This is a genomic window from Nonomuraea sp. B5E05 (assembly GCF_039880665.1).
Lineage (GTDB): Bacteria > Actinomycetota > Actinomycetes > Streptosporangiales > Streptosporangiaceae > Nonomuraea.
Map to the genome: position 1 here is coordinate 1 of NZ_JBDPMJ010000035.1, position 21,200 is coordinate 21,200.

Annotated in this window: 22 protein-coding genes and 1 pseudogene; 14 read left to right on the top strand and 9 right to left on the bottom strand. The window is 70.3% G+C overall.

What is annotated here, in order from left to right:
- Positions 1-37: 37 nt before the first annotated feature.
- Positions 38-1,120 (bottom strand): aldo/keto reductase, encoded by a 1,083-nt coding sequence (locus tag ABGB01_RS40030; RefSeq protein ID WP_347779040.1) that lies wholly within the window; start codon positions 1,118-1,120, stop codon positions 38-40.
- Between the two features lie 146 nt (positions 1,121-1,266).
- On the opposite strand from ABGB01_RS40030, the gene ABGB01_RS40035 reads away from it, so the two are divergent.
- The 12 genes from ABGB01_RS40035 (at position 1,267) to ABGB01_RS40090 (ending at position 13,769) form a co-directional block, all read left to right on the top strand.
- The gene (locus tag ABGB01_RS40035) at positions 1,267-2,769 is read left to right on the top strand and encodes an aldehyde dehydrogenase family protein (protein WP_347779041.1); all 1,503 of its coding nucleotides are present in this window, start codon (positions 1,267-1,269) and stop codon (positions 2,767-2,769) included.
- A gap of 28 nt (positions 2,770-2,797) precedes the next feature.
- The gene (locus ABGB01_RS40040; protein ID WP_347779043.1) at positions 2,798-3,883 is read left to right on the top strand and encodes a zinc-binding dehydrogenase; all 1,086 of its coding nucleotides are present in this window, start codon (positions 2,798-2,800) and stop codon (positions 3,881-3,883) included.
- Positions 3,884-3,976: 93 nt separating this feature from the next.
- Positions 3,977-4,477 (top strand): VOC family protein, encoded by a 501-nt coding sequence (locus tag ABGB01_RS40045; RefSeq protein ID WP_166427184.1) that lies wholly within the window; start codon positions 3,977-3,979, stop codon positions 4,475-4,477.
- Positions 4,478-4,562: 85 nt separating this feature from the next.
- Positions 4,563-5,690: an alpha/beta hydrolase gene (locus tag ABGB01_RS40050; protein WP_347779044.1), complete on the top strand. Its 1,128-nt coding sequence runs from the start codon at positions 4,563-4,565 to the stop codon at positions 5,688-5,690.
- Positions 5,690-6,889 (top strand): FAD-dependent oxidoreductase, encoded by a 1,200-nt coding sequence (locus tag ABGB01_RS40055; protein ID WP_347779045.1) that lies wholly within the window; start codon positions 5,690-5,692, stop codon positions 6,887-6,889. The genes ABGB01_RS40050 and ABGB01_RS40055 overlap by 1 nt, the downstream gene beginning before the upstream one ends.
- A gap of 22 nt (positions 6,890-6,911) precedes the next feature.
- Positions 6,912-8,084 carry an acyl-CoA dehydrogenase family protein gene (locus ABGB01_RS40060; RefSeq protein ID WP_347779047.1) on the top strand — a complete coding sequence of 391 codons (1,173 nt, stop codon included), beginning with the start codon at positions 6,912-6,914 and terminating at the stop codon, positions 8,082-8,084.
- Positions 8,085-8,100: 16 nt separating this feature from the next.
- A complete protein-coding gene (locus ABGB01_RS40065) occupies positions 8,101-9,735 on the top strand; it encodes an AMP-binding protein (RefSeq protein WP_347779049.1) in 1,635 nt (544 codons plus the stop codon).
- Positions 9,732-10,169, top strand: coding sequence for a MaoC family dehydratase N-terminal domain-containing protein (locus ABGB01_RS40070; RefSeq protein ID WP_132630218.1), 438 nt, complete (start codon positions 9,732-9,734; stop codon positions 10,167-10,169). Before ABGB01_RS40065 ends, ABGB01_RS40070 begins: the two co-directional genes overlap by 4 nt.
- Positions 10,166-10,588, top strand: a complete 423-nt coding sequence (locus ABGB01_RS40075) for a MaoC/PaaZ C-terminal domain-containing protein (protein ID WP_347779050.1) — start codon at positions 10,166-10,168, stop codon at positions 10,586-10,588. The genes ABGB01_RS40070 and ABGB01_RS40075 overlap by 4 nt, the downstream gene beginning before the upstream one ends.
- Positions 10,588-11,457, top strand: coding sequence for an amidohydrolase family protein (locus tag ABGB01_RS40080; RefSeq protein ID WP_347779051.1), 870 nt, complete (start codon positions 10,588-10,590; stop codon positions 11,455-11,457). The genes ABGB01_RS40075 and ABGB01_RS40080 overlap by 1 nt, the downstream gene beginning before the upstream one ends.
- Positions 11,458-11,467: 10 nt before the next feature.
- Positions 11,468-12,979 carry an FAD-binding protein gene (locus ABGB01_RS40085; RefSeq protein ID WP_347779052.1) on the top strand — a complete coding sequence of 504 codons (1,512 nt, stop codon included), beginning with the start codon at positions 11,468-11,470 and terminating at the stop codon, positions 12,977-12,979.
- 85 nt (positions 12,980-13,064) lie between these two features.
- Positions 13,065-13,769: an IclR family transcriptional regulator gene (locus ABGB01_RS40090; RefSeq protein ID WP_132630215.1), complete on the top strand. Its 705-nt coding sequence runs from the start codon at positions 13,065-13,067 to the stop codon at positions 13,767-13,769.
- Here ABGB01_RS40090 and ABGB01_RS40095 read toward each other — a convergent pair.
- Positions 13,753-14,244: a hypothetical protein gene (locus ABGB01_RS40095; RefSeq protein ID WP_347779055.1), complete on the bottom strand. Its 492-nt coding sequence runs from the start codon at positions 14,242-14,244 to the stop codon at positions 13,753-13,755. The two genes, ABGB01_RS40090 and ABGB01_RS40095, sit on opposite strands and share 17 nt — an antisense overlap.
- A 77-nt stretch (positions 14,245-14,321) precedes the next feature.
- On the opposite strand from ABGB01_RS40095, the gene ABGB01_RS40100 reads away from it, so the two are divergent.
- Entirely contained in the window at positions 14,322-14,633 is a 312-nt protein-coding gene (locus ABGB01_RS40100; protein ID WP_347779056.1) for a hypothetical protein, read from the top strand.
- A 52-nt stretch (positions 14,634-14,685) separates the two neighbouring features.
- Here ABGB01_RS40100 and ABGB01_RS40105 read toward each other — a convergent pair.
- From ABGB01_RS40105 to ABGB01_RS40120, 4 genes and pseudogenes are all read right to left on the bottom strand, one after another.
- Positions 14,686-15,444: pseudogene (locus ABGB01_RS40105) on the bottom strand (FAD-dependent monooxygenase); the annotation flags it as partial.
- 97 nt (positions 15,445-15,541) lie between these two features.
- Complete coding sequence (locus ABGB01_RS40110) at positions 15,542-16,135, bottom strand: MFS transporter (RefSeq protein ID WP_347779058.1); 594 nt, start codon at positions 16,133-16,135, stop codon at positions 15,542-15,544.
- Positions 16,136-16,734: 599 nt separating this feature from the next.
- Positions 16,735-17,226 (bottom strand): DUF3500 domain-containing protein, encoded by a 492-nt coding sequence (locus tag ABGB01_RS40115; protein WP_347779060.1) that lies wholly within the window; start codon positions 17,224-17,226, stop codon positions 16,735-16,737.
- A complete protein-coding gene (locus tag ABGB01_RS40120) occupies positions 17,187-17,636 on the bottom strand; it encodes a DUF3500 domain-containing protein (protein WP_347779061.1) in 450 nt (149 codons plus the stop codon). The genes ABGB01_RS40115 and ABGB01_RS40120 overlap by 40 nt, the downstream gene beginning before the upstream one ends.
- Between ABGB01_RS40120 and ABGB01_RS40125 the strand changes: the two genes are divergently transcribed.
- Positions 17,517-17,840, top strand: a complete 324-nt coding sequence (locus ABGB01_RS40125; protein WP_347779062.1) for a LysR family transcriptional regulator — start codon at positions 17,517-17,519, stop codon at positions 17,838-17,840. The genes ABGB01_RS40120 and ABGB01_RS40125 overlap by 120 nt on opposite strands.
- Before the next feature lie 143 nt (positions 17,841-17,983).
- Here ABGB01_RS40125 and ABGB01_RS40130 read toward each other — a convergent pair whose 3' ends face one another.
- The 3 genes from ABGB01_RS40130 to ABGB01_RS40140 form a co-directional block, all read right to left on the bottom strand.
- Positions 17,984-19,324, bottom strand: a complete 1,341-nt coding sequence (locus ABGB01_RS40130) for an MFS transporter (RefSeq protein WP_347779064.1) — start codon at positions 19,322-19,324, stop codon at positions 17,984-17,986.
- A 211-nt stretch (positions 19,325-19,535) separates the two neighbouring features.
- The gene (locus ABGB01_RS40135) at positions 19,536-20,321 is read right to left on the bottom strand and encodes an HAD-IIA family hydrolase (RefSeq protein WP_347779065.1); all 786 of its coding nucleotides are present in this window, start codon (positions 20,319-20,321) and stop codon (positions 19,536-19,538) included.
- 118 nt (positions 20,322-20,439) lie between these two features.
- Positions 20,440-21,198 carry a creatininase family protein gene (locus tag ABGB01_RS40140; RefSeq protein ID WP_347779066.1) on the bottom strand — a complete coding sequence of 253 codons (759 nt, stop codon included), beginning with the start codon at positions 21,196-21,198 and terminating at the stop codon, positions 20,440-20,442.
- Positions 21,199-21,200: the final 2 nt, after the last annotated feature.

Consider the following 21,200-nt stretch of genomic DNA (forward strand, 5'->3'; position numbering starts at 1 on the left):
CGTACCAAGGAGTACCTGGACGAGTACGTGTTCGGGGTCAAGGACCACCAGGAATATCTGGACAAGGTGGGCGCCCGGCGGCTGCTGGGTCTCCAGCAGACGTTCCGCTGAGCGGGGTCGGCGCGGGGCCCGGGCCGGGGAAGATGGCGTCGAGGCGGTCGAGCGTCTTGTCGTCCAGGTTCACCTCGAAGGCGCGGGTGGAGGCGTCGAGCTGGGCCAGGGTGCGCGGCCCGATGATCGGCGCGGTCACGCCGGGGCGGCCCAGCAGCCAGGCCATCGCGACGTCGGCGGGGCTCGCGCCGAGCTCGTCGCACAGGTCCTCGAAGGCCTGGACGGCGGCGCGGTGCCGGTCCAGTTTGATCAGTCGCTTGCCTCGGTGGGTGGCCACCTTGGCGCCGGGCAGCGGGGCGCCCATCCGGTTCTCCCGCTCCTTGCGCAGGATCCCGCCGAGCAGGCCGGCGTCGAGCGGCGACCACGGCATCATGCCGACGCCGTAGTGCGCGCAGGCGGGCAGGACCTCCAGCTCGGCGGTGCGTTCGAGCAGGTTGTAGATGGTCTGCTCGCTGACCAGGCCCAGGTGACCGCGCCGGGCGGCGGCCTCCTGCCCGGCGGCGATGTGCCAGCCGGGGTGGTTCGAGGACCCGACGTAGACGATCTTGCCCTGGGTCTTGAGGATGTCCATCGCCTCCCAGATCTCCTCCCACGGGGTCGATCGGTCGATGTGGTGCATCTGGTAGATGTCGATGTGGTCCGTGTTCAGCCGCCGGAGCGACGCCTCGCAGGCCCGCCTGATGTGCAGCGCGGACAGGCCGGCGTCGTTCGGCCAGGCGGACATGCGGCCGTACAGCTTGGTGCTGAGCACCATGCGTTCGCGGCGGCCCCCGCCGGTGGACAGCCACCGGCCGATGATCTGCTCGGTCAGTCCTTCACCGAACTGCCAGCCGTACACGTCCGACGTGTCGATCAGGTTGATCCCCAGCTCGTGGGCGCGATCCATGATCTGGAACGCGTCCTCCTCGGTGGTCTGGGTGCCGAAGTTGTCCGTGCCGAGCACCAGACGGCTGACGGTCAGACCGCTGCGACCGAGTTGGGTGAACTCCACGAGATCTCCAAATTCCATTTATCGGACGATGAGTCCTATATTTGAATTTCGATGGTAGCGTTCCGGTGCAGACGAGGTAAAGAGCGCTGGTCCGGCAGGCAGTCACGGTTCTGGCCGCATCTGGACCTGGGCCATGGCACAGATCTGCCCAAGGAGACTCCTCGATGAGCACCAACCTGTCCGAGCACATCGCCGTCGCGGAGTTGCCGGCGGCGCACAGCTTCGCCGGAGGGGCGCTGCGCGGTGGCGGCGGAGAGGTCTTCCCGACCTGTCATCCGGGTGACGGCTCGCTGATCGCCCAGGTCGAGGCGGCCACGGCCGGGTTCGTCGACGAAGCCGTCGCGGGCGCGGTCGCGGCTCAGCCCGCCTGGGCGCGCACCTCCCCGCACGAACGCGCGCGGATCCTGCGCACGGCCGCCGACCTGATCGAGGCGCAGGCCGTACGACTCGTCCACCTGATCGCGCTGGACAACGGCAAGACGACGGCGGAGGCGCGCGGTGACGTCTTCGTGGCGGCGGCCCACCTGCGTGCCGCGGCGGGGTGGGCGCCCACCCTCGAAGGCGGCACCCTGCCCGCGGACGGCTCCACGCTGCGGATGACCTTCCGGGAGCCGGTGGGGGTGGTGGCGGCGGTCATCCCGTTCAACACCACGTTCATGTTCGCGGCGCAGAAGGCCGGCCCGGCGCTGGCGGCGGGCAACGCGATCGTGATCAAGGCCCCCGAGCTCAGCCCGCTGGCGGCGCCCGCGTTCGCCGAGATCCTCACGGCCGCCGGACTCCCCGGCGGCCTCGTCCAGGTGCTCCAGGGCGCGGGAGAGGTGGGCCGCCGGCTGGTCGAGCATCCCGGGGTGAGCATGGTGTCGTTCACCGGCAGCACCGCGGTCGGCCGGCAGGTGATGGGCTCGGCGGCGGACGGGATGAAGCGCGTGCTGCTGGAACTCGGCGGCAAGTCAGCGAACATCGTCTACGCCGACGCGAACCTGGACGCCGCCCTGCACGCCACGGTCGGCGGCATCTTCCGCAACGCCGGGCAACGATGTTTCTCCGGCTCCCGGCTCCTGGTCGAAGAGCCGATCGCGGACGCGTTCGTCGAACAGGTCGCCGACGTGGCGCGCTCGATCAGGGTCGGCGACCCGTTCGCGCCGGACAGCCAGCTGGGCGCGCTGATCTCGGCCGGCGAGGCCGCCAGGGTCCGCGCGATGATCGACACGGCGGTGGAACAGGGGGCGCGCGTCCTGGCGGGCGGTGATCGGCCGCCCGGCGTCCATCCCGCCGGCGCGTTCGTCGCGCCGACCGTGCTGGAGATCCCCTCCGGGCTGCCGCGCGTGCCCGCCATCGTGTACGACGAGGTCTTCGGACCGGTGCTCACGGTCCAGCGGTTCAGCGGCACGGAGCAGGCCGTCGCGCTCGCCAACGACTCGCCCTTCGGCCTGGTCGGCGGCTGCTGGACCCGTGAACTGGGCCGGGCGCTGACGACCGCCAGAGCGGTGCGATCCGGCTATTTCTGGATCAACTCGTATGGGGCGCTGGCGCTGGACGCCCCCATCGGCGGCGTCGGCCTGTCAGGGCTCGGACGGGAGCTCGGCCGGGTGGGGCACGAGGCGTACACGGAGCTCAAGACCGTGATCGTGGACACCGTCGCGGCCGACGCGCCCCGCTGGTACTGACCTTCAGCTCGATCCTAGGGAGTGATCCATGTCCGAGCACTACCAAGGCGCCGTCGTGCGAGAGGCGCACGGGCCGCTGAGCTTCGAGGACATCCCGCTGCGGGGCCTGACCGGCGACGAGGTGCTGGTCAGGGTGACCGCCTGCGGGCTGTGCCACAGCGACGTGCACTTCATGCACGGCACGTCGGGAACGGACTTCCCCTACCTGGTCGGCCATGAGGTGGCCGGCGTCGTCGAGGCCCTGGGGCCGGACGCGACGGGCGTCGCGCCGGGTGAGAGCGTCGTCGTCGCGCCGATGGTGGCCTGCGGAGACTGCAGGCACTGTCGTTCGGGACGGCCGGAGGCGTGCGCGTCGAAGTTGCCGCGCCGGCCGAAGGTCACCCTCGGCGACGGCGCCGCCGCGACTCCGGTGCTCGGCGTCGGCGGCCTGGCCGAACGGGTCATCGTCCCCGCCCGGCAGGCCATCGCGATCGACCCGAGGGTGCCGCCGCCCGTCGCCGCGCTGCTCGGCTGCGGCGTGCCCAGCGGCTTCGGCGCGGCCGTCAACACCGCGGAGACCGGGCCGGCCGACGACGTGGTGGTCATCGGCTGCGGTGGCGTGGGCATCGCGGCCATCGCCGGGGCCGCGTACGCGGGGGCACGGCGGATCATCGCGATCGACACCAATCCCGGCAAACTCGCCGTCGCCGAACGGTTCGGCGCCACCCACCTCATCGACGCGTCCCAGGAGGGCCCCGGCGAGCGCGTCCGCGAGTTGACCGACGGCCTGGGCGCGGACGTCGTCCTGGACGCGGTCGGCGGGCCCGCCACCTTCGCGACGGCCGATGGCCTGCGGGCCCCCGGCTCGCGGCTGGTGATCGTCGGCGCCCCCAAGCAGGGGGACGTGGCCGAGGTGCCGCTGCGCCGGCTGTTCCTGACCGGCGGGTCGATCAGGGTCTCCATCTGGGGAGACTGCGTCGCGGCACGGGACCTGCCGCTGCTCGCGAACCTCTATCTGGAGGGCCGGCTGCCGCTGGACGAGTACGTCTCGGGGACGTTCGAGCTCGCCGACGCGCAGAAGGGTTACGACCGGCTGCTGGCAGGAGAGGCGCTGCGCAGCGTGGTCGTTCCCTGAGGCCGTGGTTGACAAGTTGACATCCACGGCCGGACAATCGATTCAAATTCCGGACGAGTTGTCCGATAATTGACACACACCGAGGATCAGATGATGGCGACAGCCGATCTCCGCGCACCGCGCTCGCTCAACCACATCGCCTATCCGACGTGGGACTCCCAAGCCACGCACGACTTCTACACCGAGGTACTCAAGTGCGAGCTGCTCACCGCGATCCAGCTGGACGAGGTGCCTTCCAACGGAGCCCGCACGCCCTACCTGCACACCTTCTTCGGGCTCGGCGACGGCAGCGCCATCGCCTTCTTCGAGGTCGAGGACATGCCCGACCCCGGACCCGACTCGGTGCCCTCCTGGGTGCGGCACATCGCGCTCAACGTCGACTCCATGGAGGAGCTCAACGAGTGGAAGGCGCACTTCGCGGCCAAGGGCGTGGAGACGGTGGGCATCGTCGACCATGACGGGGTCTGGGAGTCGCTGTACCTCTTCGACCCGAACGGGATCCGGGTCGAGCTGACCTTCCAGACCCGCCCTCTCGACGACGCCGACGCGCGCGCGGGCGTCGAGACGCTGCGGAAGTGGACCGCGCGCGGGTAGCGCTCAGCCCGCCGATCCCACCCCTGCCACATCCGCGCTGATCAGGAGCCGCCCCGTGCTGTCCCGCGAACTACTCCCCATACCGATGACGCCTGGTGGACGCCTGGACATCAACTCCGGCGTCGCCCGGATGAGCGGGAAGATCTGGGCCACCCTCTGGAAGAACGATCTGCGGCCGCCGTCGACCGCCGTGCTGATCGTGCACCCGGCGTCCAACTTCATCGGTCACTACGCCCTGGAAGACCTCGCCGCCCGCGGGGTGGCCGCGGTCGGGCTCGCCACACGTTACGTCGGCAACGACTCCGCGCTCATCATGGAGAACTGCCTCCTGGACATCGGCGCGGCGATCCGCCACCTTCGCGAGCTGGGCTACCAGCGGGTCGTCCTGGTCGGGAACTCCGGCGGCGGCGGGCTCGCCGCGCTCTACCAGGCGCAGGCGGAGAACCCCACCATCACCCACACCCCGGCCGGCGACCCCGTCGACCTGGCCGGGGCCGGGCTCATCCCGGCCGACAAGATCGTCATGGCCATGGCGCACCCCGGCCGTGCGGTCGTCTACACCGAGGGGCTCGACCCGGCCATCACCGACGAGCAGCGGCCCTTCGACCGGGACGCCTCACTCGACATGTTCGATCCCGCCAACGGCCCGGCCTACGGCGAGGAGTTCGTCGAGCGTTACCGCCTCGCCCAGATCGACCGCAACCGCCGGATCACCGCCTGGGCGCGCGAGCAGATAGAAGCGCTGCGCGGGTACGTCCGCGAGTCGGCGGCGGGGGAGGCGGGGGAGAAGGTGGCCCCCGACGACCTCCCCTTCGTCGTGCACGGCACGGCAGCCGACCCGCGCTTCCTGGACCTGACCCTCGACCCGTCCGACCGGCGGCCCGGCACCCTGTGGGGCAGCCCATGGGCGGCCAACTTCCAGCCGGCGTCGCTGGGCCACCTCACCAGCCTGCGGTCCTGGCTGAGCCAGTGGAGCTACGACCACAGCCGGGCCAACGCCTACGTCGCCCTCCCAGAGGTGCAGGCGCCGGTCATGGTCGTCTACGGCTCGGCCGACTGCGCGGCCTTCCCCAGCCACGCCCGCACCATGTACGAGGCCGTCGCGCACGACAGGCGTGAGCTGGTCGAGATCAAGGGCGCGGACCACTACTTCCAGGGCCGCCCGGATCTGGCCAGGATCATGTGCGACCACATCGCCGAGTGGAGCAAGTGATGGGCATCCTCGACGTGGCCGTGGTCGGCGCAGGCCCGGTCGGGCTCACCGCGGCCCTCGCCCTGGCCAGGCGCGGCGCGTCCGTCACCGTCTTCGAGCAGGCCGACCGGCTCAGCACCGAGTGGCGGGCCTCGACCTTCCACCCGCCGACGATCGAGATCGCCCGCGACCTCGGCGTCGTCTCCACGATGCTGGAGGCCGGCATCGTCGCGCGGAAGTACCAGGTGCACGATCGCCGCGACGGGCTGATCGCGGAGTTCGACTTCGGCATGCTCGCCGACGAGACCGCCTATCCCTTCAGATTGCAGCTCGAACAGTACAAGTACACACAGATCATCAAGGACGCGCTCAACGAATGCCCCGCCCCGGTCGACGTACGGCTGGCCACGGGCGTGACGGACGTGAGCCAGGACGAGGACGAGGCGGTGCTGAGCACCGCCTCGGGAGAGCGGGTCGCGGCCCGCTGGGTGCTCGCCGCCGACGGCGCGCGGAGCACCATCCGCAAGGCTCTCGGGAGCACGTTCGAGGGGCTCACCTACGAGCACCGCTACCTGGTGCTGAGCATCGACTATCCGGTGGAGACGCTGCTGCCGGGCATCTGTGACGTCAACTACATCGCCGACCCGGTGGAACACCTGCTGATCCTGCGGGTGCCGGACGTCTGGCGGATCGTCGTCTCGGTGCCGCCGCACGTCACCACCGATGAGGCCATCTCCGACCGGTACGTCGCGGACCGGCTGCGGGGCGTCTTCGGCGACCATCCCGAGTTGCCGCTGCGCGAACGGAAGATCTACTCCGTGCACCAGCGGGTGGCCGACACCTTCCGTAAGGACCGGGTGCTGCTGCTCGGCGACGCGGCGCACGTCAACAGCCCGATGGGCGGCATGGGCCTCAACGGCGGCATTCACGACGCCTTCGACCTGTCCATCCAGCTCAGCGCGGTGCTCCGGGGCGAGGCAGGCACCGACGTGCTGGACGCCTGGGCACACCGCAGGCGCAAGGCCGCCGTCGAGGCGGTGCAGGAGCTTACGCACCGCACGACCACCGCCATGGCGGAGCAGGACGAGTCCGAGCGGCGCAAGTTCCAGCGGCAGATGTCGGAGATCGTGGCCGATCCGCTGCGCGCGCACGACTGGATGATGGACGCCGCGATGATCTCCAACGTACGCGCCCACGACCTGCCGCCGCGGGCCGGATGACCGGCGTACCGAAGGAGGGCCGATGGACTTCGAGCTGAGTGACGAGCAGCGCGACATCCGCGACACCGTGCGCGCCTTCGTCACCAAGGAGCTCCTCCCGCTGGAGGAGGACTTCCTCCGGCTGGTGCGCGACGGCGGCGCGCGGCTGCCCCGGGAAGAGGAGCGCCGGCTGCGCGCCAAGGCACGCCGGTTCGGTTTCTGGGGGCTCAGCACGCCCGAGGAGTACGGCGGGATGGCGCTTCCCGCGGTCACCCAATCGCTGATCCACGTCGAGCTGGCCAAGACCTGCGTCCCCTTCCGCTTCGGCGGGGAGGCCGACAACATCCTGTACGGCGCCGACGCGGCCCAGCAGGAGGAGTACCTGAAGCCGACGATCGAGGGCGAGCGCCTCGGCTGTTTCGCGCTGACCGAGCCGGGCGCGGGGTCCGACGCCGGGGCGATCAGCACCTACGCGCGGCGGGACGGCGACGACTGGCTGATCAACGGCGAGAAGACCTTCATCAGCAATGGCCACGAGGCCGACTACGCGATCGTCATCGCGCTCACCGACCGGGACAAGGGCGCCCGCCACGGCGCGACCGCGTTCCTCGTCGACCGTGAGGCCGGCTGGACCTCCTCGCCGATCAGCACGATGGGCAGCTGGCACCAGCCCGCGTCGCTCACCTTCGACGACGTACGGGTGCCGGCCGGCAAGGTCCTCGGCGAGGTCGGCGGCGGGTTCCAGCTGGCCATGCGGTGGGTCGGCAAGGGCCGCTACGTGATCTCCGCGCAGTGCGTCGGCATCGCCGAGCGCTGCCTGCGGATGGCGGTGGACTACGCCGGCCTGCGCGAGACATTCGGCCGCAAGATAGGCCAGAACCAGGCGATCCAATGGATGATCGCCGACTCCGAGACCGAACTCGAAGCGGCCCGCTGGCTGGCCCTCCGCGCCGCCTGGGACGTCGACCGGGGGGCCGACGCCAGACACGCGTCGGCCATGGCGAAGCTCTTCTGCACCGCGATGGTCGGCCGGGTCGTGGATCGGGCACTCCAGATCCACGGCGGGATGGGCTATACCAAGGAGCTTCCCCTCGAAGGCTGGTATCGCGCCGTCCGGGCGATGCGCATCTTCGAAGGCACCGATGAGGTGCAGCGGCTCATCCTTTCGCGCGACCTGTTGCGCGGCCATACCCGAATCGGAGGCCACCTTGCCTGACTCCACCGACCGCACGATGAGCGTTGCCACGGCCCTGCGCGCCGCGGCCGAGGTGGTGGGCGACCGGCCCGCGGTGATCCAGGGCGACCGGTCCGTCGGCTACGCCGAACTGGACGCCCGCTCCTCGCGGCTCGCCGGGGTGCTGGCCGAGCACGGGGTCGGCCCGGGCTCGACCGTCGCGATCTCCCTGTACAACTCGTTCGCGTACCTGGAGATCATGTACGCCGTCTTCAAGCTGGGCGCGCAGCCGGTCAACATCAACTACCGCTATCTCGCCCCGGAGCTGCACTACGTGCTCGACTACACCGATGCGGCCGCGTTCGTCTATGACAGCAGCCTGGCCGCCCAGGTCCAGCAGATCGACGGCGACCTCCCCAAGCTGGGCCTGTTCCTGGAAGCCGGATCGGCCACCGAGCCGCCCGCACCGGCGGTGTCCTTCGCGTGGGCGGCCGAGCACGGCCCGGTCCACGAGGCGATCGACACCGGCTCGCCGCACGGCATCATCCTGCTCACCGGCGGCACGACCGGCCGGCCGAAGGGCGTCGTCTGGGACCGTGACGGGCTGCTGGGCATCATCGCCTCGGTCTTCCGCCAGCACGGACTCCCGGCGCCGGAGACGCCGGACGACGTGCGGGCGCGGGTCCGCGAGCTGCACGAGAGGGGCCTCGTCCCCACCGTGCTGCCGATGTCGCCGCTCATCCACGGCACCGGCCTGCTGCAGACGCTGCGCAGCCTGTACGGCGGCGGCACGATCTGCTTCTGCACCTCCAAGTCACTCAACGCGGACGAGGTGTGGCAGACCGTCCAGCAGCACGCGGTCACCGACATGGTCATCGTCGGCGACGCGTTCGGCCGCCCCCTGGTGGACTCCCTGGCCGCCGCCGAGAGCTCCGGGAAGCCGTACGACATCAGCAGCCTGCGTACCATGACCAGCTCCGGCGTCATCTGGAGCGCCGACGTCAAACGCCGGCTGCTGCGGCACGGCGACGACCTGACCCTGATCGACAACATCTCCGCCTCCGAGGGCGGCCCGTTCGGGATGGCCGTGGCACGCTCTGAGGCCGACCTGGCGGACGGGCGGTTCACGCTGGCCCCCGTGGCCCGCGTCCTGGACGAGAACGACCAGGACATCAAGCCGGGCACCGGTCAGATCGGCATCCTGGCCAGCGCCGGACCGCAGCCGGTCGGATACCTTAAGGACCCGGAGCGGACGGCCAGGGTCTGGCGGGTCGTCGACGGCGTCCGCTACTCGGTGCCGGGGGACCTCGCCTCGCTGGACGCGGACGGGAAGCTGATCCTGCTCGGCCGGGGCGACGGCGTGATCAACACCGGGGGTGAGAAGGTCTTCCCCGAGGAGGTCGAAGAGGCGCTGCTGACCCACCCGAAGGTCACCGACGCGGTCGTCGTCGGCGTCCCGGACCCGCGCTGGGGCCAGATCGTGGTGGCCGTCGTCGCCCCGGCGAGCGCGCTCGCCGACATCGAGGACGAGACGCTGAGCGGCCTCGTGGCCGAGCGGCTCGCCGGATACAAGCGCCCGCGCCGGGTCGTCCGGGTCGACTCGCTCCCCCGGAGCCCGGCCGGCAAGATCAACCGCGCGTCGGCCCGTGAAGTGGCCACCCGCCACCTGCAAGCAGAGGAGACAGCGTCGTGACCGGCATACCGTTCCCGATCGAGCAGGGCCACGTGCGGGCCTTCGCCCGCGCCCTGGGCGAGGACACCGACGCAGTCCCGCCCACCTTCCCGATCGCCTTCGCCCAGTTCGACCCGGACTGGGGGCTGCGGATGCGCCCCGGCGCGCCCTGGAACGGCTCCGGGAGCGGGCCCGGCGTGTCATCGGGCGGAGCCGGCGGCCTGCACGCCGAGCAGGAATTCGAATACTTCCGCCCGATCCGGGTCGGCGAGACGCTGACGGCCCGCAAGCGCGAGGGCCGTACGTGGAGCAAGACCGGCGGGCGCGGCGTCCTCAACTTCGCCGAGCGGCACGTCGACTTCTACGACGCCGACGAAGAACTGGTCGCCCGCTCGACCACGGTCTCGGTTACGGTCACCCCCAAGACCGACGACACCCCGGAGGCAGGCCGATGACCGCGACAACCGACCAGGAAGTACGTCAGGTCGTCGTGACGGACCTCAAACGCACGCAGATCGTGATGTACGCCGGCGCCGGCGGAGACTTCAACCCGCTGCACACCGACGAGCCGTTCGCCACCCGGATCGCCGGCCACCCGACCGTCATGGCCCACGGGATGCTCACCATGGGCCTGGCCGGCCGCGTGCTGACCGACTGGTTCGGGCACGAGAACATCCGGCGTTACCGGGCCCGGTTCAAGGCGCCCGTCTGGCCCGGCGACACCATCACCGCGACGGCGACCGTCACCTCGGTGGAGACGGTCGACGGGCAGCGGCGCGCCGAGCTCACCCTCTCGGCGGTGAACGCGGCGGGCGTGGAAGTGCTGTCCGGCAGCGCCACCGCGATCGTCGCCGAGCAGGAAGAGAAGGCGTGATGGACATCACCGCGCTCGACGCGATCGACGTGCACACCCACGTGCAGATCTCCGTCCACGACACTCCTGGGTCCGGTGACGACAGGTTCTCGGCGATGGCCGACTACTTCAAGGCCGGCGCGGTCCAGAGGTTCACCGTGCCCATGATCGCCGAGTACTACCGCGAGCGGAACATGGCGGCGATCGTCTTCGGCGTCGACTCCATGCACGTCAGCGGCAAGGAGCAGTCTCCCAGCAACGAGGAGATCGCCGAGCAGGCGGCCCTGCACAGCGACGTGCTCATCCCGTTCGCGAGCATCGATCCGCATCGCGGCGCGGCGGGCGTACGGGCGGCGCGGCGGCTGGTCGAGGAGCACGGCGTCCGCGGCTTCAAGTTCCATCCCACCTCGCAGGGCTTCTTCCCGAACGACCGGATGGCCTATCCGCTCTACGAGGTCATCGCCGAGCACGGGCTGACCGCGCTCTTCCACACCGGCCAGACCGGCGCGGGCGCGGGCACGCCGGGCGGCGGCGGGCTGCGGTTGAAGTACTCCAACCCGATGCACATCGACGACGTGGCCGTCGACTTCCCCGACCTGCAGGTCATCCTCGCGCACCCGTCGTTCCCCTGGCAGGACGAGGCGCTGTCGGTCGCCATGCACAAGCCGAAGGTGTACATCGACCTGTCCGGGTGGTCGCCGAAATACTTCCCGCCACAGCTGGTCCAGTACGCGAACACGCTGCTCAAGGAGAAGGTGCTCTTCGGCTCGGACTTCCCGATGATCACCCCGGAGCGCTGGCTGGCCGACTTCGCCAAGATCGCCATCCGGGACGAGGTTCGCCCGAAGATCCTCAAGGAGAACGCGGCCAGACTGTTCGGGCTCGGTTAGGGAGGTCGCGATGCACTGCACAGGTCCCTTCGACAGGACCGTCGACGTGGTCGTACTCGGTCTGGGCGACGCGGGCGCGGTCGCCGCGGTGACCGCGCACGACGAGGGCGCCGAGGTGCTCGTCATCGAGAAGCAGCGGGCCGACGACCACCGGCCCAACAGCCGCTACGCCGCCGGCTACTTCCTCGTGCCGCAGGACGTGGACGGCGCGGTGGAATACCTGTCCGCGATGTACGCGGTCAACGGCGAGCTGCCCCTGATCGATCCCGGCCTCATCCGCACCTGGGCGGAGGAGACGGCGGCCAACCCGGCCTGGCTCGACGCGCACGGCGGCAAGTACCAGAAGACGAACATCCATGGCGAGCACCCCTCCCTGCCCGGTCACGACTCGATCAGGGTCTACAAGGCGCAGCCCACGAACGCCCCCGACGGCTACACCGGCTGCCCGATGCACGGCTTCCTCCGGAGCCTGGTGGCCGAGCGCGGGATCGAGGTCCGGTACGCCACGGCGGCCAAGAGGCTGCTCACCGACGACCGCGGCGCGGTCGTCGGGGTGGAGACCGAAGGCGCGGGCGGAGCCCAGCGGATCGGCGTGCGTCGCGGCGTCGTCCTGGCGGTCGGCGGTTATGAGGCCAGCGAACGGCTCAAGAAGCACTACCTGCCGGTTACTCCGGTGCATTTCTACGGCACCGAGCACAACACCGGGGACGGCATCACCATGGCGGCCGAAATCGGCGCGGAGCTGTGGCACATGAATGTCTGGCCAGGTCATTTCGTGGCGAGATTCCCCGGCGGCGGATACACCGGGGGAACGGCCGTCGACCTGTGGGGATCAGGCCGGTTCGGACCGGCCGAGGGCGTGACACCCCCCGGTTCGATCTTCGTCGACGGGTCGGGCCGGCGATTCATCCGCGAGCCGGGCAAGCAGCACACCGCCCATCTGGCGCTTTTGGCGATGGACGCCGATCAGCTCACTTACCCCCGGATTCCGACGTGGTGGATATTCGACCAGGCCCGTTTCGAGCGGGCGGCGCTGGTCCCCACCTATTCGGGCCCCGCCGGCCCGGTCCAGGACTACACCTGGAGCGCGGACAACGTGGCCGAACTGCGGCGCGGCTGGATCCAGTCGGCCGCGTCGATCCCCGAGCTGGCCCGAGCCTGCGGGCTCGACCCGGAGGCGCTGGAGCGGACGGTCTCCCGCTACAACGAGCACTGCGCGGCGGGCGTCGACGCCGACTTCGGCCGCGACCCCGGCACACTCACGCCGATCAGCGGTGATCGCTATTTCGCGGTCCCTCTGTGGCCGGGCGGCTCGCATACCGCCGGCGGGCCGCGCCGCGACGCGAAAGCGAGGGTGGCCTCGATTCACGGAGGTTGGATAGACAATCTGTACTCCGCCGGTGAGCTAGGATCAATGCACGGCCTGCTTTATCCGACGGGTGGCGGCAGTATCGCCGAATGTCTTGCGTTCGGTCGGATCGCTGGGCGTAATGCCGCAGCTGACCGGACCGTCGGAAGTTGACTCTCTTGCGACGAGTGATATCAGGCCTGATCGATATCAGCATAATGCGCGTTGTAAAAACTGACAGCGGTAGGGATGGCTTGACGTGAGCACTGGTGATCGCGCCGGCGACAGCGGGAGTCAGGGCAGCGGGTCCCAGACCTTGGATCGGGGTCTGAAACTGTTGGAGCTGCTCGCCGTGGAAGACCGTGACATGACCGTCGCGGAGCTGGCCACGTCGTTGGGCATGCACCGCCAGGCGGTCTATCGGCTGCTCACCACGCTGCGCAACCACCGCCTCGCCGCCGAGGGCAGCTCGGGCCGCTACCGGCTCGGGCTGGGCGTGATCCAGCTGGCCAGGCAGGCCAACCCGCAGCTGCGGCGCGCGGTCGTCCCCTACCTGCGCACGCTGGCCGAGGAGCTCGGCGTCACCACGCAGTGCGTCGTGTCGGAAGGCGCCGACGCCGTGGTGCTGGCGGTGGTCGAGCCGTCCGACGCGGTCTTCCACCTGTCCCAGCGCAGCGGCGCCCGCCATCCCCTCGACCAGGGGGCCAGCGGCCTGGCCATCATGCTGGCCAGACCGCCCGAGACCGACGACCCGGCCGGGGTGGTCGAGGCGCGGGAGCGCGGATACGCGGTGTCACGCGGCAACCTGACACCGGGCGCGGTCGGCATAGCGGTGCCGCTCTACGACCGCGACGGGCATTCCCTGGAGGCCAGTCTCGGCATAGTGTCGATGGTCGACCTGGACGTCGAGCGCACCGCCAAACGCCTGCTCGCCACCGCGGAGCAGATCACCGCCCGCGTGTAACGGCCCGAGCCGAACCCGCGGGCGGCTCGCGGACGAGTCCGAAGACACTGAAGAACGGCGACTTAATTGGCGCAATGGCGATTCTGAACGACCGGACTCTCTCCATCGAATGACCGAGATTGACATACCGAAATTGGCTGTGTCGTTCGCTGCCCCGCGCTGATCGACCCCGGCGCGAAATCGGTGCGCTTGCGCGATGGCCGACCGCGACGGGTTCGGAGCGCAGGCGGATGCCCGCCTGCCGCTCCACCTGTCCGGCCTGGGTGTGCAGCGTGGCGGCGCGGTGTATGTCCTCACCGGCAGGTGTCACGAACCGCCACCACGGCTGGTAGTTGTAATGATTCCACGCGATCAGCGCGGTCAGCATCACTGCCCGCAGGACGCACAGGGTGGGCACCACTAGCGGTGTCACGCCCGTGGCCAGGGCGGCCCACACCACCCCGACCGTCACCGCCGCCGCGGTCCAGCCCAGCACTGCTACTCTTGCGACCCGCCGGTCAATTTCGGAGTAGGTCGTCTCCCGCCCCGCCGCGCAGCACCGGCTGCGCACTGATGGCGGCGATCCTCCGCACTCCTGCCTCGGTCATGGCCTGCGAGATCGCCACCCGGCTGGGCGTCTTCCTGCCCAACGCCAGCGACCTGGTGAGCGACCTGTGCCGGGCCGGCTTGGCCGACCGCGCGCCCGACCCGGCCAACCGGCGGCGCACCCTCGTCCACCTCAGCTCCGAGCATCGCGCTGCCGTGGAGGAGTTCCTTCACATGCGGGCAGCCCCGCTGCTGCGCGCGATGGACACGCTCACGCCGCGGCAGCGGGAGGGTTTCCTGGCCGGGCTACGCGCGTGGGCGGCCGAAGTCGCCGATTGAGGATGAGCCGTTCGGCGTCTGAGAACGCCACCGCCGCCGGTGACGCCCGCCATCAGCGCGAGGGCCCGGGCATCACGGGCGGTTCGGGCAAGGTGAGGGCCGAATGGGCCGGTCGCCCCGCTGAGGAGGGGATGGCGGTGAGCTTGCGCAGCCTGTCGTTGCGCTGCTCCAGGGCCTCGGCGGTGGTGGGGAAGAGCGTTGCGCCGCCCTCGCCGACCAGCCCTTGGTTCAGGGTCACGAACGCGCGGGTTCCTTGTTCGTAGGCGGCGAAGCCCGCGGTGTGGTCCCGGCCGGCCAGGGAGTGGGCGAGCATGTACGCGCCGACGAGCGCGAGGCTGGTGCCCTGTCCGGTGAGGAAGGAGGGTGCGTGCGCGGCGTCGCCCACCAGTGCGACCCTGCCGCTGGACCAGCGGGGCATGCGGATCTGGGCAACGGCGTCGAAGAACACGTCGTCCGCGTCGCGCATGGCGGCCAGCATGCCCGGGACCTCCCACCCCGCGTCGGCGAAGACCTCGGCGAGCAACTTGTTCTGGGCCTCCGGGTTCGGGAAGGCGTCGAACGGCGGCTCCGGACGGGCGAAGTTCAGGAAAACGTGCACTCTGCCGTCGTCCCTCGTGGCGTACAGCGCCGCGGCCCGGCCCGGGGTGTTCCACATCACGGTCTCGTGGGAGAGCCCGAAGGTGTTGCGCATCGTGAACACGGCGAAGCAGTAGCCGAGGTACCGGTGGAACTGCTCCTCGCGGCCGAACAGCATCTCCCGCGTACGGGAGTGCATGCCCTCCGCGCTGAGCACCATGTCGAACCTGCGGCTCCCGCCCCCGTGGAAGGTGACGTCGACCCCGTCGCCGGACTGGTCGAGGGTCTCGACGACACCAGGACCGTGCGCCTCGGCGCAGTACGGTTATACGTCATTCTTTGACTCCTTTGTCCAGCTTTCGGACGGTCAACAGGGACAGCACCGCGATGGCGCCGCCGATGACGAAGCCGGTGATGAAGGCCGATTCGGTGGGGACGTCCGATCCGGCGGGGATCCCGGCGGTCAGGAAGGCGCCGCCGATCTGCGCGCCCGCGGCGAAGGCGACCACGCGAATCACCAGAAGCAGGCTGGTCGCGGTGCCGGTGTCGCCGTGGCTGACCGCGGTGGCGGTCTTGACGACCACCGCCGTGACGCAGACGCCGCTGGCCAGGGCGACCAGCACCTTGCCGACGACGAGGTGCCAGATCTCCCCGTGGAGGAACACCAGGGCGAGCAGCGCCGTGATCATGCAGATGACTCCGACGGTGACCGCGGGACGCGAGCCGAAACGCCGCACCGCGACCCCGGCGATCGGCCCGGCGACCGCCGCCGCCACGGCCCCGGGCAACAGGTAGAAGCCGATGTCGGTGGCGCTGGCGCCGAAGCCGTACCCGTCGCCGGTCACCGCGAGCAGCTGCGGAACGAGGTACATCGACAGCGAGGTGCCCAGGCAGACGGCGAAGGTGATCGCGTAGGAGCTCCACACCGCCGGCTACTTCAGGGCGCCGGTTGAGGTGGCCAGCAAGCCGAGAGCCGCGACGGCGGCCTTCCCGATGCGGACCGGGGAAACTTCAGTGGTGCTCATGAACGCCCTCTCCTCGTGGCCGGGCGAGTAGGTCGTCGGCGCGTGGCACTGCCGCTCGCCGGGGAGCTCACGCCGGGTGCATGAAGGTCGAGTGCATGAAGGACGCGCCCATCCGGCCGTGTCCGACGTACCGAAGGTCGCGGACGGGCGCCGGTCGTGGCAGTCACCACGGAGTGTGCGGACGGGTGGCCGAGACCGGTCACGGCCGGTACGACGACCGCTGCCACCAGCCCGGCGAGACCTGGGCGCACCTGGCACGGTGCCGCGCCGGCGGCTGCTCCGACGGTGCTGAGGGTGACGGACACGATCCGGCGGCGCGCAGCACCCGGCGGCCCGTCACGAAGGTGAGGGCGAGCATCGGACCGAGCGTGGTCACATGCCGTCGCACAGCGGGTCGTTCAGCCGAGTGCCGGAGCGGCCACCGGAGGATCGCCGCGGCCTGGGGCACGTCGTGTGGAGAGGATCGTCGGTCGGTGACGGCTGTCGACCGGCCATGTCGTTCACATCCCGTTCTCTGGCACGTGGTGGGTGGCGTGGTGAGCGGCGAGGACGTCGCCGCCGAAGTCGGTCTCCGGGTCCCGCCATACGGCGTGGGCGTGGTCGGCGCCGCGGTGGACGTTGGTCCACTCGACGAGCAGCCGTGGTCCCTGCAGGCGGTAGTAGTGCGGCTCGCCCGCCGTGGTGGAGCCGGCCCAGGCGAGGTGCACGGCGTCGAGCGCCGCCGGGTCGTCGTAGCGGGGGAGCGGGGACACCCCGTCCGGGACCCGGCCGAGGTAGGTGCCGAGCAGGGCGCGCAGCAGTTCCCGCTGTGCGGTGTCGAGCTCCGCGCCCGGCACGCCCTTGGGCGTCGGAGTGAGGGCCAGCGCCTGCCGGTCCGCACCGTACAGGCCGGTGGCCGGCTGATCGGCACGGTCCGGGGTGTGCCGGCCGCGGCGCCAGAGCTCACGGCGGGTCAGTACGCGGTCGTCGATCCGGGCGCTGTTGCCCGCCACGACGTCGTCCGGGGGCGCGCCAGCAGCACCGCGCGGGCGGCGAGCTCGGGGTGCAAGGAGCGGACCAGTTCGCGGGCGAGGTCCTCCGCCGCCCCCAGCGGGCGCAGCGTCGCCCCGCCCAGCAGCGGCGACGCGGCAGGGTCGGCGCCCAGGAAGCACGGTGTGGTGGCGGCGACGCGCCCGTCCACCACGAGGTGGTTGAGCGAGACATGGTGGCCGCCGAACCGCCATCCCCACGGCAGCGTCCCGCCGGGCTCGCCGAAGACGCGCACGTAGTACAGCGCCTGAACATGGCCCAGCCGCCGCTGTCGCGCGCCATCCGGCAGCTGGAGCGCCGCCTGGGCGTCGTGCTGCTGGATCGAGGGCGTCGGGGAGTCTCGCTCACCACCGCAGGGGAGACCATGGGCCAACTCGTCGCTCTCGGGCGTACGCTCCTGGTCATTCCCGCTTCCAGCCGCGCTTGGCAGTGGCCGGAACACGTCGCGGTCCCCGTCCTCGACGCCCCTTTGGTCACGACCCTCCTCGCCTGGCCCGCCGGCGTGCGATCCACGGCACTGGCCGAAGTCGTGGAAACGGCCGGACGCCTGAAAGAGGGCGACAGAGCGCATCCTTGACAATCTCTGCCGCGTTCCGGGCACTGTCCGCCGCTTGACTCGATCTCGCGTAACCCTCCCACGCACGCCGAAGGCGGTGGCCCGCGCCACCGCCTTCGACTCGCGAGGACCAGGTCCGCGCCACCACCCTCGACGTACGGGGACTATGCCTGCGCGCCGACCGGCTCGGGTGCGGCCTGCGGTGCCGCGGTGGGGGCGGGCGTCCTGCGGGAGGGCTTGGTGCGGGGGAACAGCACGACCGTGGCCAGGATGGTGGCGGCGGTGATCCACCAGGCGGTGGCAAGGCCCAGGTGCATCGCGACCCAGCCCAGGCCCGCCGCCGCCACGGCGCCGCCGGCCTGCAGGAGCAGCGAGTCGACCGACAGGAGCGTGGTGCGCTCGGCCGAGGTCGCACGCTGGTGCAACATCTCGCCGCGGAGCAGTTCGCTGATGCCGCACCCCAGGTAGAGAGTGACGTAGCCGAGCCCGGCGAGCACGATGCCCAGGGTTCCGCCGAGCGGGGTGGAGGCGGCGAGGATCGACAGGGACACCGCGGTGACGCAGGTGCCGATGATGGCTCCCCGTCGCGAGCCGCGCGCCACCCGGGCGGCCAGCGGGGCCAGCGCGCTGCCGAGAGCGCTGCCCGCGTAGCCGATGGCGCCGACCACGGCGTAGATCATGCCCGCGCTCTCCGGCTGCCCGGTGAGGTCCTGCAGCCGGCTCGGGGTGAAGATCTCGATGGAGGTGAGCACGACTCCCACGCCGCCCGCGACGAGCAGCAGCCTGGTGATGGCGCGCTCGCGCAGCCCGCTGCGCAGCCCGCCGGTGATCGCGATCGGCACGCCGCGCAGCACATGTGCGAACGAGGCGCGGCGGCGCGGCGGCTCGGGCATGGCCACGAGGGTGACGACGAACTGCACGGCGGCGGCCGCGGCGGCCAGCAGCATGGGCACCGACAGCGGGACGAGCGGGCCGAACGACCAGGACGAGGGCAGCGCCAGCGGAACGATGCCGCCGACGAGCGTGCCGCCGCACAGCGCGATGGAGCTCATGGACGCGCCGCGGGCCAGGCCGGGCTTGAGGTTGGCGTCGGGGCCGTCGATGGTGTGCATGGTGTCGACGTACCACGCCTGGGCGGGGCCGCTGGCCAGCGCGCGGGAGACCGCCTTGAGCACGAAGGCGATGGCGAAGAGCCCGAAGCCGGTGGCCAGGCCCATCAGGAGCAGGCTCGCCAGGGCGAAGACGGCGGAGGCCGCGATGGTCGTGCGGCGGCCGATGACGTCGGCCAGCCCGCCGGTGGGCAACTCCAGGGAGACGACCGCGATGGAGTGGATCGCCATGACGAGGCCGACGGAGGCGACGTCCATGCCGCGCTGGAGCATCAGCAGGACCATGGGCGCTCCCATCAGGCCGGCGGGCAGCCAGGCCAGGAAGCTGATGAGGGCGTAGCGGCCGGCTGCGGCGCGGGCGGTGAGGGGCGCTGTGGTGGCTAAGTCCGCTGGCATACCTTCACGATAGATTCGCAAAGATAATTTTGCAAATGTAATTTTGCGATCTTGGCATGAAAAAGGGGCGGACCGTGATGGTCCGCCCTTCTACCTGCGGGTTCAGCTGGTTGATCGCCCGTTGCCCGATGGCCTGCCAGGATCGCCGGTCGCACCGCGGGCGATCCTTCTGATCTCGCCGCCCGGTCGCCGCGGTTCGCGTCGAAGATGCTCAGCCGGCCTCTGGTTCGGCGAGTCCCACCAGGGACGGCAGCGCCGCGAGGTCGTCTATGACGAAGGTTGGCTGGTCGGGTGCCGTGTCAAGGTCGGTTGGATCGGTCACACCAGTCAGGACGAGCGCTGTGTCCAGGCCGTTGCGCGTGCCCAGACGAACGTCTGTTTCGAGCCGGTCTCCAACGACGAGTACCTCATGAGCGTCGGCTTGTAGCCGATCGAGTGCGGCGTGTGCCATCATGGCCGACGGCTTGCCCACGACGACCTCGACCCGGCGTCCGACGGTAACCTCGAGAGCGGCGATGATTCCCCCGCAATCAGGGACCTCCCCATCGTCGACGGGACAGGTCGGGTCGGGGTTCGTGGCGACGAACCGGGCTCCGGCCCGCAGCGCGCGGAACGCCTCCATCCACTTGCGATAGTCGAAGGTACGGTCGAATGAAGCCACGACCACATCCGCGTCGCGGCCGCTGTCGACGAGACCGATGCCGTGTCCGGCGAATTCGGCGTGCAGGCTCGATTCGCCGACCAACAGGACCTGTGCGCCCGCCGCCTCGGCCAAGAGCCAATCTATGACAACGCCACCCGAGGTCAGCACGTCTTCCGGCTCTGCAGCCACGCCCAGTGTCCGCAGCCGTTCGGCATACGATTCCGAGGAGCGGGTGGGGTTGTTGGAGACGAAGAGAACTGGCACGTTCGCCGCGCGCATCCGCCCCAAGGCCTCGACGGCTCCTGGTAGCGGCCGACCTGCTCGATACACGGTGCCGTCGAGGTCGCAGATCACGGCCCGGTACGCCTCCCGGCGCGGCACGGTCCGGCCTGGACGCCTGCGCTCGTTGTCGCCTCGCACGGGTTCCTCTCGTCAGTGGTGGCCCGGAAATCTTCACGGATGACGTCTGCTCTCACCGGGCCATCATGGATTGGACGAGGTCCACCAGGCGCTGTGTGACGATTTCGCTGATCTGCTGCCCTTTTTCGGCGGAGGCGGCCTGGGGGTCGCCGAACACGCCCGTGGACGAGACGTCGGCGAATCGGCGGTAGATGATGGCGCTCCCCGAGCGGAGCATGTCGGCCGTGTCCCAGCTGTACCAGTTCTTGTTCTCGCGCGGCGGTATGGCGGACTCGTCGACAAGTTGGGGGGCGATGGCCATCAGCAGCGAGGTTTCGAGTTCGCACGCATGACCGACACCGCCTGGGCCGGTCGTACTGATGGCGAGCAGGGCCTCGGAAGCGATTTGCCACCACGCCGTCCGGACGATCTTGCATTCGGGCCGGTTGTGCCCGAGCTGTTCCAGGGCGACCTGGGCGATGCCTTCGTTGCCACCGTGGGCGTTGAGAATCAGCAGGCTGGCCATGCCGTGCCGCAAAGCCGAGTCGGCGGTCTGCACGATCTGGTGCAGCAGTGTTTCGTGCGCCAGGGACAAGGTGCCGGGAAAGTCGTCGTGGTGCCTGGAGTAGCCGACTGAGATGGTGGGCAGGATCAGCACATCGTCACCGAGGCGTCGGTCAATCTTCTGACAGAAGTGGTCGACAAGGATGCGGTCTGTCGCCAGTGGTAGGTGTGGTCCGTGTTGTTCGACCGCACCGAGCGGGAGTATGACCGGCAGGGACCTGTCGACCGTGGCGAGTCGTGCCGAGGTCATCTGTTCCCAGTACGTCATGA

Excerpts from the sequence above, each read along its gene's own strand:
- ABGB01_RS40030 (WP_347779040.1), bottom strand. The coding sequence starts at position 1,120 with ATGGAATTTGGAGATCTCGTGGAGTTCACCCAACTCGGTCGCAGCGGT.
- ABGB01_RS40035 (WP_347779041.1), top strand. The coding sequence starts at position 1,267 with ATGAGCACCAACCTGTCCGAGCACATCGCCGTCGCGGAGTTGCCGGCG.
- ABGB01_RS40040 (WP_347779043.1), top strand. The coding sequence starts at position 2,798 with ATGTCCGAGCACTACCAAGGCGCCGTCGTGCGAGAGGCGCACGGGCCG.
- ABGB01_RS40045 (WP_166427184.1), top strand. The coding sequence starts at position 3,977 with ATGGCGACAGCCGATCTCCGCGCACCGCGCTCGCTCAACCACATCGCC.
- ABGB01_RS40050 (WP_347779044.1), top strand. The coding sequence starts at position 4,563 with ATGACGCCTGGTGGACGCCTGGACATCAACTCCGGCGTCGCCCGGATG.
- ABGB01_RS40055 (WP_347779045.1), top strand. The coding sequence starts at position 5,690 with ATGGGCATCCTCGACGTGGCCGTGGTCGGCGCAGGCCCGGTCGGGCTC.
- ABGB01_RS40060 (WP_347779047.1), top strand. The coding sequence starts at position 6,912 with ATGGACTTCGAGCTGAGTGACGAGCAGCGCGACATCCGCGACACCGTG.
- ABGB01_RS40065 (WP_347779049.1), top strand. The coding sequence starts at position 8,101 with ATGAGCGTTGCCACGGCCCTGCGCGCCGCGGCCGAGGTGGTGGGCGAC.
- ABGB01_RS40075 (WP_347779050.1), top strand. The coding sequence starts at position 10,166 with ATGACCGCGACAACCGACCAGGAAGTACGTCAGGTCGTCGTGACGGAC.
- ABGB01_RS40080 (WP_347779051.1), top strand. The coding sequence starts at position 10,588 with ATGGACATCACCGCGCTCGACGCGATCGACGTGCACACCCACGTGCAG.
- ABGB01_RS40085 (WP_347779052.1), top strand. The coding sequence starts at position 11,468 with ATGCACTGCACAGGTCCCTTCGACAGGACCGTCGACGTGGTCGTACTC.
- ABGB01_RS40100 (WP_347779056.1), top strand. The coding sequence starts at position 14,322 with ATGGCGGCGATCCTCCGCACTCCTGCCTCGGTCATGGCCTGCGAGATC.
- ABGB01_RS40125 (WP_347779062.1), top strand. The coding sequence starts at position 17,517 with ATGGCCCAGCCGCCGCTGTCGCGCGCCATCCGGCAGCTGGAGCGCCGC.
- ABGB01_RS40130 (WP_347779064.1), bottom strand. The coding sequence starts at position 19,324 with ATGCCAGCGGACTTAGCCACCACAGCGCCCCTCACCGCCCGCGCCGCA.
- ABGB01_RS40140 (WP_347779066.1), bottom strand. The coding sequence starts at position 21,198 with ATGACGTACTGGGAACAGATGACCTCGGCACGACTCGCCACGGTCGAC.